Consider the following 14,672-nt stretch of genomic DNA (forward strand, 5'->3'; position numbering starts at 1 on the left):
GCGGCCCTTGTCGGTACTCACGACGACAGCGGGACGGCGCCGCGGGAGCGGTCGCCGGAGGAAAGGGTTTCGAGCGTGGATACGACACCGAGGGCGGGACGGCGTGAGTGGATCGGGCTAGCGGTGCTCGCCTTTCCGACCCTCCTCCTGTCGTTGGACATGAGCGTGCTGCACCTCGCGGTGCCGCACCTCGCCGCCGACCTGCAGCCCACCAGCACCGAACTGCTCTGGATCATCGACAGCTACGGCTTCATGATCGCCGGTCTGCTGATCACCATGGGCACCCTCGGCGACCGGATCGGGCGCCGGAAGCTGCTGATGATCGGCGGCGCCGGGTTCGGCATCGCGTCGATCGCCGCGGCCTTCGCCCCCAGCCCCGCGATGTTGATCGCGGCGCGGGTGCTGCTGGGCGTCGCCGGGGCCACTCTGATGCCCTCGACGTTGGCGCTGATCAGCAACATGTTCCAGGACACCCGGCAGCGCAGCACCGCGATCGCCGTCTGGATGAGCTGCTTCATGGGCGGCATGGTGATCGGGCCGGTCGTCGGCGGCGTGCTGTTGGAGAACTTCCGGTGGGGCTCGGTTTTCCTGATGGGCGTGCCCGTCATGATCCTGCTGCTGGTGACCGCGCCCGCGCTGCTGCCGGAGTACCGCGATGAGAACGCGGGCAAGCTGGACCTCGTCAGCGTGGCGTTGTCGCTGGGCACGATCCTGCCGATCGTCTACGCGCTCAAGGAACTCGCCAAGTACGGCCCGCAGTTGCCGAACATCATCGCACTGGTCGCCGGGCTCGCTCTCGGCGTGGTCTTCGTGCGGCGGCAGCGGCGGATCGCCGAACCCATGCTGGACCTGCGGCTGTTCCGGGTGCGCACCTTCAGCACCGCGCTGGGGATCGTGCTCGTCGGCGCGATCACCATGGGCGGCATCTTCATGCTGGTCAGCCAGTACTTCCAGCTGGTCGCCGGGTTGTCGGCGCTGGAGGCCGGGGTCCTGATGGTGCCGCAGGCCGGAGCCGTGGTGGTCGGGTCGTTGATCGCGCCGCGGCTGGCCAAACGGTTCCGGCCGGAGTTCGTGCTCGGTTTCGGCATGCTCGTCGCGGCCACAGGGCTTCTGCTGTTCGTGCTGGTAGATGCCGGGAACGGGGCGACGCTGGTGACCATCGGCATCGCGTGCGGGAGCTTCGGCATGGGCCCGCAGGGCGTGCTCTGCACCGAGATGGTGGTGGGCTCGGTACCACCGCAGAAGGCGGGCGCGGCTTCGGCCTTGTCGGAGACCAGCGGCGAATTCGGCATCGCGATGGGCATCGCGGTGTTCGGCAGCCTCGCCACCGCCGTCTACCGCGGCGTGGTCGAACTCCCGCCGGACCTGCCGTCCGGCATCGCTGCCGAAGCCGCAGACGGAATCGCCGGCGCGGTGACCGCGGCGGGCCGGCTGGCCGATCCCGAAATCGTCCTCGGACCGGCCAGGGACGCCTTCACCAGCGGTTTCCAGGTGGTTTCGATCGTCAGCGCCGCCATCGTCGCGCTGTTCGCGGTCATTGGCATGGCGCTGCTGCGCAAGCGCTCCGGCATCCAGGCGGAACCGGAGGAGGCCGGCCGGCCGGAAGCCGCTGCGGTGTGAGGCGGACTCAGCGGTCTGCGACGCGGTGATCCGCCACCAAGTCGCGGGCCCTGCCGAGCAGATCGTCCGTCAGGTGCGCCGGGACGAGGCCGTACCGCTCGTCGTAGGCCGCGACGACATCCGCTTCGAACTCGTCCAGGGACGCGCCGGGCGACTCGGCGGCCACTGACCCCACCGAGTCGTCGTCGAAGGGCAGCTCCAGGTGCCGGTAGATGTCGGTCAGCAGCGGCCTCAGCAGCTCGTCGTCGCCGAAGATCGCCACCGCGCTGAACAGCCAGGCACCGCGCACCATCCGCTGCGCGGTGCCGACCAGCTTCACCCGGCCTCGCGCGTTCACGCTGTGCGCGCCCGGGCAGTACTCCCCCGGCACCGCGCCGACCTGCGCGCCGACGCCGTGTTTGCGCAGCACGTCGGCCCACAGCTCGGCGTAACCCACGAACCGCTCGTCCATGCCCGCCAGGTAGCCGGGGTCGGGGCCGACGTGGTCGACCACCAGCGAACGCTCCGTGTACGCCACCGCGCGGCCGCCGGGGGCGCGCACGACCGGCGTGAACCCGGCATCCCGGACGGCTCGGACGGCGTCGGGGAAACCCGGCAGCAGGGTGTCCCGCCTGCCGAAGGCGACGACGCGGTTGTCCGGCCGGTACACCCGCACGGTCGACCCCGCCTCGCCACCGCTCACACGGCGCAACATCGCATGCGCGACCGCGACCTCCAGCGCCTGGTCCGAACCGACGCCGAGCGCGCCGCGAAAGAGCTCCACGCGCCGATTCTACTGGCCGGAAATCGCCGCTCCGGCTACAGCGAGGCCGGGATGGCCGGGTACCGCTCGAACAGGATCGTGCCGCGCACGATGGCTTCCTTGTACAGCGCGGCCTTCCGCCCGGTCAGCACCGCTTCGCGCGGGCTGTCGTCTGCGTGCACGAACTGGACCAGCGCGTCCCGCCTGCCGAGGCTGATGCACTGGTTGAGGTAGCGGAACCGGATCGGCCGCGGCGCACGCCCGGCCAGCCGGTCGGCGATCGCCCGCGCGGCGTGTTGCGCCGACGGCAGCCCGGTCGCGCACGCCATCCGCAGCTCCTGCCCGCTCCGCAGGCGCACTGCCGCCGCGTCGCCGACCCCGGTCACCTCCGGGTGCGAGACCGAACGCAGCATCTCGTCCACGACCAGCCTGCCCTCCTCGTCGACGGCGAGACCGGCCTCGCCGGCGAGCCCCGGAACCGTGAAACCGGTCGCCCAGACCACGGTGTCGGCGCCGATGTGCCCGCCGTCGGCCAGCACCAGCCCGTCCGCGCGCACTTCGGAAACCCGCGCCTGTTCGACGACCTCGACGCCGAGCCGGTCGAAGGTGCGCCGCAGGTAGTCGCGTCCGCGCCGGGAGAGCCCGGCACCGAGCTCGCCACCGTTCACCAGCCGAACCTTCAGGTCGGGGTGCGCCTCGGCCAGCTCGGCGGCGGCTTCGATGCCGGTCAGCCCGCCGCCGACCACCGCGACGACGGAGCTGTCGTCGATGCGCTCCCGCAGCCGCACGGCCTCGTCGGCGGTGGCCACGGTGTAGGCGTGCTCCGCGACGCCGGGCACCGAATCCATATCCGCCGCACTGCCCAGTGCGTAGATCAGCATGTCGTACCGCACGGCACGGGCCGAGTTCTCCAGCCGCACGGCCTTCTCCTCCGCGTCGATCCCGGTCACCCGGTCGACGACCAGGTGCACGCCGGTGCCCGCGAGCAGGCCGGCCAGCGGCAGGTCCCGCAGCTGCTGCCCGGCGGCGAGCTGGTGCAACCGGACCCGCTCGACGAACCGGTCCTCGGCGTTGATCAACGTCACCGCGGCGTCGGTCCACCGCGCCACGAGCTTCGCGGCGGCCAACCCCGTGTAACCAGCCCCGACAACCACAACCCGAATAGCCATGATCCCGTCCTCCCAAGGTCTGCGCTGCCACGTGCGAAGGAGGAACGGGACACCAGACCGAAGTGTGACACCCTGTGACTGAGGTCACTTTCATTCCTCGGATTCCCGATGCGGGACGCAATTCCGGCGTTCGGCGTATTGGTTGCGGCGGTCGTGTTGTTCGGGTGGCGAAATCTTGATCTCATCCGCGCGCCGCTTGTACGTTCGGGTTCGCTTGTTCTCCTTGCGAATTGGAGGTCTCGTGATGGCCGCTCCTGCCGAATCCGCCCCCGCTCCCGCGCCGCCGAGCTGGACTCCGCCGCTGGTCGAGCAGTATGAGACCCGCCCCGAGGTCACCGCTTACGCGCACGACGGCAATCGGTGACGCAGCCCCCTGCCGAATCCGAATTCCGGGAATCGCTGCAGCGGTTGGCGAATCGCTACTGGGCGCACCACCCCTTTCACCTGCGGCTGCACGATGGCCGCTGCAGCGCCGCGGAAGTCCGGCTGTGGGTGGCCAACAGGTGGTACTACCAGCGGCACCTGCCGCAGAAGAACGCGGCCATCGTGGCGAACTGCCCGCTGCCCGAGGTGCGGCGCATCTGGGTCGAGAGGATCGCCTTCCAGGACGGGGCCGGTGATGCCGACGGCGGCCTGCACGACTGGCTGGTGCTCGGCGAGGCCGTCGGCCTGCAGCGCGACGAGGTGGTCGACGAGCGCCACGTGCTGCCCGGTGTTAGGTTCGCCGTCGACGCGTATCTGGACTTCTGCCGCCGAAAACCGTGGATCGAGGGCGTGGCCGCGGCGTTGACGGAGATGTTCTCGCCCGGGCACATGGCCGACCGGATGGCGGCCTGGAAGCGCCACTACGACTGGATCGAACCCGGCGGCCTGGCCTACTTCGAGCGCCGCATCCCGGCCGCCCGCGCGGACAGCTCCGTCACGCTCGGGGTAGTGCTGAAGCACTGCGTGACGCGCGAGCAGCAGGACGCCGCGGTGCGGGCGCTGTCGTTCAAATGCGATGTGCTCTGGGCGATGTTGGACGCCATCGACTACAAAGGACAGTCATGGGCGTGACTCTGGACAGCCGCCCTGGGTTGCGGCGCGGGGTCCGGTTCGTCCGCGACCGGGTCCGCGGCAAGCATGCCTTGCTGTACCCGGAGGGCGTGCTGCTGCTCAACGACACGGCGGCCGACATCGTGCGCCGGTGCGACTCCAGCCGCACGGTCGCCGACATCGCCGGCGAGCTCGCCGCCGCGTACCAGGGCGCCACCGCCGAATCCGTGCTCGAACTGCTCGCGGACCTGGACCGGCGCCGCGTGCTGGGCACCGAGCCGGTCGGCGTCGCGGAGTCCGGGCAGCAGTCGGGAGCGGCGCGGCCCGGGCTGCCCCTGGGGCTGCTGGCCGAGTTGACCTACCGGTGCCCGCTGCAGTGCACGTACTGCTCGAACCCCTTGAACCTGGCGGACTACCGGGACGAGCTGGACACCGAGACCTGGTTGCGCGTCATCGAGCAGGCCCGGTCCATCGGCGTCCTGCAACTGCACCTCTCCGGCGGCGAGCCGGCGTTGCGCCGCGACCTGGTCGCCCTCGTCGCGGCCGCCCGCGAGCACGGCATGTTCACGAACCTGGTCACCAGCGGCTTTTCCCTGCCGCAGCGGCGGTTGCGCGAGCTCGCCGCCGCAGGGCTCGATCACGTCCAGCTGTCGGTGCAGGACTCCGCCGCGAAGTCCGCGGACGTCATCGCCGGGCGCCGCGCGCACGACCGCAAGCTGGACGTCGCGCGCGACATCGTGGCGGCCGGGCTGCCGATGACCGTCAACGCCGTGCTGCACCGCGGCAACATCGGGCGGTTGCTCGACATCGTCGAACTCGCGGTGGGCTTCGGCGCCGAACGCGTGGAGCTGGCCAACACCCAGTTCTACGGCTGGGCCTTGCGCAACCGCGCCGCGCTGATGCCCAGCCGCGAGCAGGTGCAGCAGGCCGACACGGACGCGGCGGCGGCCCGCGAGCGCTACGGCGACCGGCTGGAGATCGTGTACGTGGCCGCGGACTACTTCAGCCCGCGCCCCAAGCCGTGCAACTACGGCTGGGGCAACCGGCAGCTCGCGGTGGCGCCCAATGGCGACGTGCTCCCCTGCCCCGCCGCGGCGCAGCTGCCCGAACTGGACGTGCCGTCGGTGCGCGATTCGGCGCTGGATTCGATCTGGTTCGACTCGGCGGCGTTCAACCGCTTCCGCGGCACCGAGTGGATGCCCGATCCCTGCCGCAGCTGCGCGCTGAAGGACGTCGACTTCGGCGGCTGCCGCTGCCAGGCGTACCAGCTGGTGGGCGACGCGGCCGCGACCGATCCGGCCTGCTCGCTGTCCGAGCACCACGACCTGGTCCGCGCCGAGTTCGAGCCGCGGCCCGCCGTCCCGAGGCGGATGTGATGCGGGTCCGCATCCTCGGCACCGCCGCGGGCGGCGGGCTTCCACAGTGGAACTGCGGGTGCCGGAGCTGCAGCCGGGCCGCGGAGCTGGGCGTGGCGCGCAGCCAGGACTGCCTGGCGATCAGCGGCGACGGAACCTCCTGGTACCTGGTCAACGCCTCGCCCGACCTGCGCACCCAGCTGCTGGCCAGCCCCGAACTCCGGCCCGCACCGGGCACCCGGCGCACGCCCCTCGAAGGCGTCCTGCTCACCAGCGCCGAACTGGACCACACCCTCGGCCTGCTCACCCTGCGCGAAGCCGCCCGGCTCCCGATCTACGCCACCGCCGCCGTCCACCAAGCCCTTCGGCAGGCCTTCCCGATCGCGGACGTCATCGGCAACTACACCCAGGTTCGGCAGGAGGTCATCGCCGACCGCCGGCTGCTGGCCGGTGGACTCGTGGTCGAGGCCGTCGGCGTCAGCGACAAGCGCCCCCGCTACGCCCGCGAGCTGCCCGGAACCGGCTGGGCCGTCGCCTACCGGTTCACCGGCTCCGGCCGCCGCCTGGTGTACGCACCCTGCCTGCCCGCCTGGAACGACGCGTTCGAGCGGATCATCGACGGCGCCGACGTCGTGCTGCTCGACGGCACCTTCCACACCGAGGACGAACTGACGCACGCGTCCGGCAGCGATCGCCCCGCGCGCAGCATGGGGCACCTGCCGATCCGGGACGCCCTGCCGGAGATCGCCCGCCACCCCGCGACGCGGTTCCTGTTCACCCACCTCAACAACACCAACCCGCTGGCCCACCCCGACGCGCCGGAGCTCGCCGACGTGCACGGGGCCGGGGCGGAGATCGCCGCCGAAGGCCAGGTGCTGGTGCTGGGCTGACCGTCCCCGATTTTTGCTCGCGCCCGATATCGGGTAAGTGGGAGACGTGAACGACCAGCGGCTGGCGAAGTACCGGGAGATGCGCGACTTCACCCGCACCGCCGAACCGAGCGGCGACGGCGAGGTGCGCGCGACCGGCGAACGGTTCGTCGTGCAGCGGCACCGGGCCCGCCGCCGGCACTACGACCTGCGGCTGGAGCTGGACGGCGTGCTCGTGAGCTGGGCCGTGCCCAAGGGGCCGACGCTGGACCCGGCGGTGCGGCGCATGGCGGTGCGGGTCGAGGACCACCCGCTGGAGTACGCCGATTTCGAGGGCACCATCCCGGCCGACGAGTACGGCGGCGGCGACGTCATCGTCTGGGACCGGGGCACGTGGGATTCCCCGGACGAGGATCCGGCCGCCGCGATCGAGGCCGGGACGCTGCACTTCGATCTGCACGGCGAGAAGCTGGCGGGCACGTTCGTGCTGGTGCGGCGCGGTGACAAGCAGTGGCTGCTGCTGCACAAGAAGGACGAGCACGCCGAATCCGGCTGGGATCCGGAGGACCACCCGCGGTCGGTGAAGAGCGGGCGCACCAACGAGGAGGTCGCCGCCGCACCGGAGGCGATGTGGCGCAGCGACCTCCCGCCATCGGAGGCCGAAATCCCCTTGGACACCAACGAATTCCGATCCGAGAAACGGTGGGAGCCGCCCACCGCGGGCGAGCTGGCGGCGCTCGACGAGCTCGGCGCCAAGGGCCGCTGGCGGCTCGCCGGGCGGGATCTCGCACTGACCAACCTCGACAAGGTGCTGTTCCCGGGCCGCGACGGCGAGGCCCCGGTGACCAAGCGCGACCTGATCCGCTACCACGCGCTGATCGGCCCGGTGATGCTGCCGTACCTCGCCGGCCGGCCGTTGAACTCGCACCGCTTCCCCAACGGCGTGGACCAACCCGGCTTCTGGCACAAGGAAGTCCCGAGCCACGCGCCCGACTGGCTCCGCCGCTGGCGCTACGAGGACGCCGAGCCGGACGACACGCAGTGGTACCTCGTGCCGGACAGCGTTCCCGCGCTCGCCTGGCTGGCCAACTACGCGGCGCTGGAGCTGCACGCGTGGACCTCGCGCGCCGCCGACCCCCAACACCCGACCTGGGCGTTGTTCGACATCGACCCGGGCAGCCGGACGACGTTCGACGAGGTGCTCGTCCTCGCCCGCCTGCACCGGACCGCGATGGAGCACCTCGGCGTCGAGGCCCGGCCGAAGGTGACCGGGCAGCGCGGCATCCAGATCTGGGTGCCGGTCGAACCGCGCTACACCTACGCGGAGACCCGGGCCTGGGTGGAGAAGGTGTCCAAGGCCGTCGGCGGCATCGTCCCCGAGCTGGTCAGCTGGGCGTGGACGAAGCAGGACCGCCGCGGCCTGGCCCGCCTGGACTACACCCAGAACGTCATCAACAAGACGCTCGTCGCCCCCTACAGCGCCCGCCCGCGGCCGGGCGCGCCGGTGTCCGTGCCGCTGGAGTGGGATGAGCTCGACGACCCCGACCTGGCCCCGGACCGTTGGACGATCCGCACCGTCCTGGACCGGATCGCGGCGGTCGGCGACCCGTTCTCCGCCCTCCTCGGCGTCGAACAGCGACTGCCGCCGGTCTGAGCCGCGTCAGCGGGCGGCCGCGACCTCCAGAGCGGCCGGCTCGTGCAGGGTTCGCCCGAGCAGCCACGCGATGACCGGGAACACCAGCAGCGTCGTCAGCGCCGTTTGCAGCGACGTCGCCTCAGCGATCGCCCCGAGCACCGGCGTGGCGATGCCTCCGACGCTCACCGCCAGGCCGAGCGTCACGCCGCTGGCGGTGCCGACCCGGTTCGGCAGGTAGTCCTGGCCCAGCGTGACGTGCAGCGAGAACGGGATGTACAGCAGGACCGCGGCGAGCGCCACGAAGACGTACACGGAGGCACCGGGCGCGTAGACCACACCGGCGACCGCGGGGATGGACGCCGCGTACGACAGCCGCAGGGCCCGGATGCGGCCCCACACCGTGGCCAGCTTGCCGCCGAGCACGGTACCCGCCGCTCCGCCGGCGAACAGCACGAACAACGCCGCCGCGCCGGCGGTCTCGCCGCCGCCCACGCGCTGCTGCACCCACAGCGCGACGAACGCGCTCAGTCCGATGTAGACGATCGACCGGGCGATGACGATCGCCGTCAGGCGGAGGAAGACCGGCCAGTCGTCGCGGCCCCGATCGGCCTTGGCGCCGCCGGTCGTCGCGGAACCGGCGATCAGCGAGCGGAGCACGGTGGTGGTCACCAGCCCGCCGAGCAGGGCCGGGATGATCAGCCACGGCGAGGCCGACAGGCCGCCCGCGGCGAGGATCGGGGTCACCACGATCGGCGCGAGCGCGAAACCGATGTTGCCGCCGAGGGAGAACCAGCTCATCGCCAGGTGGTTGCCGCCGGAGGCGGCGCGCGCGAGCCGGGCCGCCTCCGGGTGGTAGGCCGCCACGCCCAGCCCGGACAGCGCGACCGCCATCCACGTGAGGACGTAGGAGTCGCCGACCCCGCACAGCGCCACGCCCAGCCCCGCGGTCACCATGCTCACCGGGATCAGCCACGGCATCCGCACCCGGTCGGTGAGCGCCCCGAACACCGGCTGCACGACGGACGACAGCAACGTCGCCGCCAGCACGATGCCGGACACCGCGACGTAGCCGTACTGCCGCTCCAGCACCAGGAACGGGACGACGGCGGGCACCGCCCCCTGGTAGATGTCCACGCCTGCGTGCCCGACGGCCAGCAGACCAACAGATCGAGTTCGTCCTCGCGTCACCGTGCGATCGTCCGGCAGGCAAAGCGTGTCCCGCTTTCGACAAACTGCCATGTTGTGTCGAAAATCCGCCACACGCCGGGCGATCAGCGCAACCGCTGAGTCATTCGGGCAGCCGGGCGCCCTGGCGGTTGAGCTCGGCCCGCACCGCCGCGGTGTCGGCATCGCCGCCGGCGGCGGTGAAGGCGGCCGCGACACCGGCCGCGTGCCCGGTGGCGAACGCCGTGCCCATGGCGCGCAGCGACGCGCCCGCGCCGCGGTCGCCGTCCACGGTGCGACCGGCGGCGAAGAGGTTCGGGGTGTCCCGGCTGTGCAGGACGTCCAGCGGAATCCCGTAGAAACCGGGGTCGCCGATGAACCTCCACTCCGACGGGATGCCCGGGCCCGGGTGGTACTCGATCGGCCAGGCGCCGATCGCGACCGCGTCGTCGACCGGGCCGGGCTGGAGCACTTCCTTCTCCGTGAACCGGTACCGGCCGACGAGGTGCCGGGACTCGCGGGTACCCATCTCCGGCCCGGTGCTGACGATGTACGCCTCGTCGCAGCCGGGCAACGAGCGGACCACCTGCAGGTACGCCTGCGCCTGCCGCCGGGCGCCGATCTCGGCGCGGGTGGTGTCCGCCGCGCTGCGCGCGTCGTAGCCCTCGTCGGCCAGGTAGGTGATGAGGTCGCCGGAGATCGGCATCCGCGCGATGAGCCCGCTTTCCGCGGTCAGGCCGGGCGCGCCGGCCTTCTTCGCCGCGCGCACCGCGGCGCCGATGGCCTCCCTGGTGACCTCGGCGTTCGCGGGGATGCCGCCGAAGCGCACCCCGAGCGTGCCGTTCTGCACCCAGCCGTCGTTGCCGTAGCGGACCTCCGCCCCGGCGTGGTGGGCCAGGTCGGCCTCGCCGGTGGCGTCCACGAAGGCCTTCGCGGTGAACTCGTGGATCCCCGAGTGGTCGGCGACGCGCACCGCGGTTACCTGGTCACCTTCGCGGTCGGCGCCCAGCACGTGGGTGTGCAGCAGGACATCGACCCCGGCCTGCGCGCACAACTCGTCGGCGACGCGCTTGACGCTCTCGGGATCGAAAACCGCCGCCACCGCGGTGAACCTGGTCGGGTCGCTGATCGCGCCCATCCCGCGCAACGCGGTGATCACCTCGTCGGCGACGCCGAAGACGGCCTGCTGCTGGTCGTCGCGCGTGTAGAGACCGCAGTAGGTCACCACGTTGCGGAGGGTCGCCGCGCCGCCGAGACACGGCCCGCGCTCGATCAGCAGGGTCCGCGCACCGGCGCGGCTGGCCCCGATCGCTGCGGCCACCCCGCCAGATCCGCCGCCGGCCACGATCACGTCGTAGTGCTGGGTCACGTTCGCTCCACTTTCCTCGTCAAGCAACAGCTTTGGCGGTGTCGCCGGTCTTGTCGGCGGCCGGCGGGGCGGCGCCGTGCTCCCGCACCCCGAGCATCAGCACCATGCCGAGCAGCGGCCCGGCGGCGAGCGTGGCGAAGGCCAGGAAGAACGATCCGGTCGCCTGGAAGACGACGCCGAGCACCACCGGCACGATCGTGCTGCCGAGCTGCCAGAACGCGTTGGTGGCGCCGGCCGCCGAACCGGCCAGCCGCACCCCGGAGAGGTTCGGGATGAGCGCGACCATCAGCGGGCTGTAGACGTAGGCGGCGATGCCGAGGAACGGCGCGATCCACATGAACGCGGTCAGGTTCGTCGCCGTGCCGAACAGCAGGAGGGTGACCACGAAGGCGCCGAGCACGACGATCGTCAGGACCTTGCGCTTGCCACCGAACACGTCGCTGATCACGCCGATGAGCGGCTTGGCCACCACCGCCGCGATGCCGAAGATCGCGACGACCGCGCCGGCCTGCACCGGGGAGACGTGACTGCCCTTGATCATCAGCGCGTTGGACCAGGTGATGAAGCCGTAGGTGCCCCAGAGCCCGCCGAACCCGGCCAGCCCGAGCAGGAAGAGATCCCGGTTGCGCAGCAGCGAACCCAGCTTCGGCACCTCCCGCGCCGAGGAGTCGGCGCTCTCGGATCCGTTGCGCAGCAAGAAGAAGCACAGCACCGCGACGACCATCGAGGCCGCGCCGAACACGTGGTACGAGGTCTGCCAGCCGGAGGACTCGATGAGGCTCGGCACGATCGCGTTCGCGATCACCGTGCCCAGCGAGGTGGCGGTCATGAAGATGCCCATCGCCAGCCCGCGGTCCTTCGCCGGGAACCACTGCGAGATCAGCTTCACGCCGGCCGAGTAATCGCACCCGGCGAACACGCCGATGCAGGCCTGGAACGCGATGCCCATCGCCACCGAGGTGGTCTCACCGAACAGGATCATGAACCCGCCGGCCACGAACAGGGTGGAGGCGATGACCATCCGCCCGCCGAGCCAGTCGGTGAGGAAGCCACCGCCCGCGTTGGAGATGACGTAGCCGACGTAGTAGCCGGTGGCGAAGACACCGAGCCCAGCCAGCGAGACCCCCAGGTGCTCGCCGACCGCGACAGACGCAGGCCCCCACGTGGAACGGTCCACCGCGGTCATGGTGAACGCCGCCCAGGACAACAGGAGCACGACCCACCGGTACGGGTGGCGCACTCCACTGGCGGTCGGGATGGGACTCATCGTTGAGCGCTCGCTTTCTGCGATCCGGTTGCGACGTCCTGCCCATAAGGCAGAGGTTCGGCACTCCGAGGCTGGTGCGCCGCCCTGCTACCGACGAGGATTCCAGATAGGACGTGCGACTTCGGGAAGTACACCGTCTTGACAGCGTGACGTCCAATACCACCTAATCAGATAGGCCATGCTCCGCAGGCATGGCTACTGCGTGGAGGTGAAATGGAACTGCGCCATCTGAGGTACTTCGTCGCCGTCGCGAGCGAGCGCTCGATGTCCCGCGCCGCGGAACGCCTGCACCTGACGCAACCATCGCTGAGCAGGCAACTTCGCCAGCTCGAACGGGATGTGGGCATCACGCTGTTCGAGCGCACGCCGACCGGCACGACACTGACCCCGGCGGGCGTCGCCCTGCACCAGCACGCGCTGCTCCTGCTCCGCCTGGCCGACGCGAGCCGCGACGCGGCGCATTCGGCGAGCGAGCACACCCGCGAGGTCGTCGACATCGGCATCCCGCCGGGACTGGCCACCGACTGGGTCCTGGAGACGCTGGCGGCGCTGCGCGCCGAGATCCCGCACGCGTCGGTGACGCTGACCGAGGCGAGCAGCACCGACCAGCTGCGCATGGTCCGGGAGGGACGGCTCGATCTGGGCCTGGTGCACGAGCGGCCGCTGGCGCTGCGCGGCACCCGGCTCTTCGACCAGGCCTTCGGGATCGCGGTGCGGGCCGGGCACCGGCTGGCGGGGCGCAGCACCTGCCTCGTCCGGGATCTCGACAACCTGCGGCTCCTGGCGCACGGCCGCGAGCAGGTGCCGGTCGCGCACGACCGGCTGATCGTCGCGGCGCACGACGCGGGCGCCGTTCCGCTGTGGCGGTTCGCGCAGTTCTCCGAGCACGCGCTGGCCTGCGCCGAGGCATCCGAGGCCGAGGCGGTGCTGCTCACCGAGCACTCCGCGCACCGGCTGCTGCCCGGCTGGCCGTGGGTGCCGCTGGTCGACCCGCCGCTGGAACTGACCACCTGGGTGGTGTGGCAGGCGAGCACCCGACCGGTCGTCGAGCAGGTGGCGGAGTTGATCTCGGGCCGCGCGAGTCGCCGGGTGGAGTGATCGAGCTGTCCTACGCCGACAACGTGGAGGGCCTCAGCTGGGGGCCGCGCCTGACCTGGTTCACGACTTCAGGTGCTCGGCGAAGAAGTCCTCGATCCGCCGCCAGGCGTCGGCGGCGGATTCCGGGTGCGGGCCGGCTCCGGAGATCCGCAGGAGCGGACGCATGATCCGCGGCGCGTTCTCCGCGTCGTTGAGGAACGAATGGCCCGCCTCCGGGTATTCCTTGACGTCGTGCGGGATTCCGGCCCGTTCGAGGGCCGCGTCGAGCTTCGCCGCGGCGCCCTTCAGCATCCCGTCGCGGCCGCCGTAGCTGCCGACGACCGGGCAGGCCTCGGCGAGCGCGCGGTCGATGTCCTTGGGCAGCTGGCCGTAGTTCGCCGAGGCCGCGTCGTAGATGCCGCGGCCCGCGGCGACCAGCGCGAAGGAGCCGCCCATGCAGAAGCCGATGAGCCCGACCTTGCCGGTGCAGTCCGGCCGGTCGGCCAGCTCGGTGCGGGCCGCCTCCAGGTCGGCGTAGGCGCGGCCGCGACCGGACAGCGCCGCGCGCATGGTCGGGACCAGGCAGCGCCGGGTGCCGCCGTCGGTGAACAGGTCCGGCAGCAGCGCCAGGTAGCCCGCCTCGGCCATCCGCTCGGTCTGCCGCAGCATGACGTCGTCGACGCCGAACGCCTCGTGGACGACCACCACGCCGGGCCACGGGCCGGGCCCGGCCGGCTTCGCGAGGTGACCGGTCAGCTTCCGGGAGCCGCCGAGGGCGGTGCTGCGCGGGGTCAGGTCGATGACGGTGGGTGCGGGCACGGAGTCCTCCCGGAATCTGCGTTGCGCTGGCTGATCAACACGACGATACGGCGGATCCGGCCACGGGTGACGCGCGTCGCACTCCGATCTCCGGCGTCCCGGCACATCCGGTTGGCATGCTGATGTTGTCCCGAGATCCCCGACCGGAGGGAAACATGAGCACCGAACCCGACCGTCCCAGCAACGAGGCCGAGACGGGGAGGCACAGCCACGCCGCGCCGGAAGGCGCCGGGGTGCACCCGCTGATCGACCTGTCCCGCGATCCGCGCCCGGGCGTGCCCGACCACGCCAAGCCGGACGAGGACTGACCAACACACGAGGGGGGCACGCGATCGCGGCCGATCCCGCGGTCGCCGCCCTGGTCTCACCGCCCCCGGGCGGCCCGCGACCAGGCGTCGAGCAGCCGGCGTGCCGAGCCGCCGATCGGTCCGACCGCATCGGCCAGCACCGCCGGGTCCGGGAGTTCGGCACCGTCCACTGCGGACACACGTAGCCATGCCACCAAAACTGGCACCCGTGTCAACGAGCCGCACCACGCTTATCCCACCTG

The 14,672-nt window shown here is 71.6% G+C and carries 14 protein-coding genes; 7 read left to right on the forward strand and 7 right to left on the reverse strand.

Annotation, left to right across the window (positions count from 1 at the left end; genetic code table 11):
• Window positions 1–75: 75 nt before the first annotated feature.
• A complete protein-coding gene (locus BLW84_RS25820) occupies window positions 76–1,620 on the forward strand; it encodes an MFS transporter (protein WP_093269986.1) in 1,545 nt (514 codons plus the stop codon).
• Between the two features lie 7 nt (window positions 1,621–1,627).
• On the opposite strand, the gene BLW84_RS25825 is transcribed toward BLW84_RS25820, so the two are convergent.
• The gene (locus BLW84_RS25825; protein ID WP_093269988.1) at window positions 1,628–2,383 is read right to left on the reverse strand and encodes a lipoate--protein ligase family protein; all 756 of its coding nucleotides are present in this window, start codon (window positions 2,381–2,383) and stop codon (window positions 1,628–1,630) included.
• Between the two features lie 35 nt (window positions 2,384–2,418).
• Window positions 2,419–3,531, reverse strand: coding sequence for an NAD(P)/FAD-dependent oxidoreductase (locus tag BLW84_RS25830; protein WP_093269991.1), 1,113 nt, complete (start codon window positions 3,529–3,531; stop codon window positions 2,419–2,421).
• Window positions 3,532–3,891: 360 nt separating this feature from the next.
• Here BLW84_RS25830 and pqqC point away from each other — a divergent pair, with 360 nt between their 5' ends.
• Genes pqqC through BLW84_RS25850 form a run of 4 tightly spaced genes read left to right on the forward strand, consistent with a single transcriptional unit; the run spans window position 3,892 to window position 8,444 of the window.
• Window positions 3,892–4,587 (forward strand): pyrroloquinoline-quinone synthase PqqC, encoded by a 696-nt coding sequence (gene pqqC, locus BLW84_RS25835; protein WP_093269994.1) that lies wholly within the window; start codon window positions 3,892–3,894, stop codon window positions 4,585–4,587.
• Window positions 4,584–5,942: a pyrroloquinoline quinone biosynthesis protein PqqE gene (gene pqqE / locus BLW84_RS25840; protein WP_425441755.1), complete on the forward strand. Its 1,359-nt coding sequence runs from the start codon at window positions 4,584–4,586 to the stop codon at window positions 5,940–5,942. Before pqqC ends, pqqE begins: the two co-directional genes overlap by 4 nt.
• Window positions 5,942–6,811, forward strand: coding sequence for a pyrroloquinoline quinone biosynthesis protein PqqB (gene pqqB, locus BLW84_RS25845; RefSeq protein ID WP_093270001.1), 870 nt, complete (start codon window positions 5,942–5,944; stop codon window positions 6,809–6,811). Before pqqE ends, pqqB begins: the two co-directional genes overlap by 1 nt.
• 46 nt (window positions 6,812–6,857) lie before the next feature.
• The gene (locus tag BLW84_RS25850; RefSeq protein ID WP_093270004.1) at window positions 6,858–8,444 is read left to right on the forward strand and encodes a non-homologous end-joining DNA ligase LigD; all 1,587 of its coding nucleotides are present in this window, start codon (window positions 6,858–6,860) and stop codon (window positions 8,442–8,444) included.
• A gap of 6 nt (window positions 8,445–8,450) precedes the next feature.
• Here BLW84_RS25850 and BLW84_RS25855 read toward each other — a convergent pair whose 3' ends face one another.
• The 3 genes from BLW84_RS25855 to BLW84_RS25865 form a co-directional block, all read right to left on the reverse strand.
• Window positions 8,451–9,614: an MFS transporter gene (locus BLW84_RS25855; RefSeq protein ID WP_245761376.1), complete on the reverse strand. Its 1,164-nt coding sequence runs from the start codon at window positions 9,612–9,614 to the stop codon at window positions 8,451–8,453.
• Between the two features lie 100 nt (window positions 9,615–9,714).
• The gene (locus tag BLW84_RS25860; protein WP_093270009.1) at window positions 9,715–10,959 is read right to left on the reverse strand and encodes an FAD-dependent oxidoreductase; all 1,245 of its coding nucleotides are present in this window, start codon (window positions 10,957–10,959) and stop codon (window positions 9,715–9,717) included.
• Between the two features lie 19 nt (window positions 10,960–10,978).
• Window positions 10,979–12,226 carry an MFS transporter gene (locus BLW84_RS25865; RefSeq protein WP_093270012.1) on the reverse strand — a complete coding sequence of 416 codons (1,248 nt, stop codon included), beginning with the start codon at window positions 12,224–12,226 and terminating at the stop codon, window positions 10,979–10,981.
• 213 nt (window positions 12,227–12,439) lie between these two features.
• On the opposite strand from BLW84_RS25865, the gene BLW84_RS25870 reads away from it, so the two are divergent.
• Window positions 12,440–13,324: a LysR family transcriptional regulator gene (locus BLW84_RS25870; RefSeq protein ID WP_093270015.1), complete on the forward strand. Its 885-nt coding sequence runs from the start codon at window positions 12,440–12,442 to the stop codon at window positions 13,322–13,324.
• Window positions 13,325–13,384: 60 nt separating this feature from the next.
• Here the strand turns inward: BLW84_RS25870 and BLW84_RS25875 are convergent, their stop codons facing one another.
• Window positions 13,385–14,122, reverse strand: coding sequence for a dienelactone hydrolase family protein (locus BLW84_RS25875; RefSeq protein ID WP_093270018.1), 738 nt, complete (start codon window positions 14,120–14,122; stop codon window positions 13,385–13,387).
• A 155-nt stretch (window positions 14,123–14,277) separates the two neighbouring features.
• Here BLW84_RS25875 and BLW84_RS47670 point away from each other — a divergent pair, with 155 nt between their 5' ends.
• Window positions 14,278–14,430, forward strand: coding sequence for a hypothetical protein (locus tag BLW84_RS47670; protein ID WP_093270020.1), 153 nt, complete (start codon window positions 14,278–14,280; stop codon window positions 14,428–14,430).
• A gap of 56 nt (window positions 14,431–14,486) precedes the next feature.
• Here the strand turns inward: BLW84_RS47670 and BLW84_RS49965 are convergent, their stop codons facing one another.
• The gene (locus BLW84_RS49965; RefSeq protein WP_281247443.1) at window positions 14,487–14,609 is read right to left on the reverse strand and encodes a hypothetical protein; all 123 of its coding nucleotides are present in this window, start codon (window positions 14,607–14,609) and stop codon (window positions 14,487–14,489) included.
• Window positions 14,610–14,672: the final 63 nt, after the last annotated feature.

Source organism: Saccharopolyspora shandongensis (assembly GCF_900106995.1).
GTDB classification, from domain to species: domain Bacteria; phylum Actinomycetota; class Actinomycetes; order Mycobacteriales; family Pseudonocardiaceae; genus Saccharopolyspora; species Saccharopolyspora shandongensis.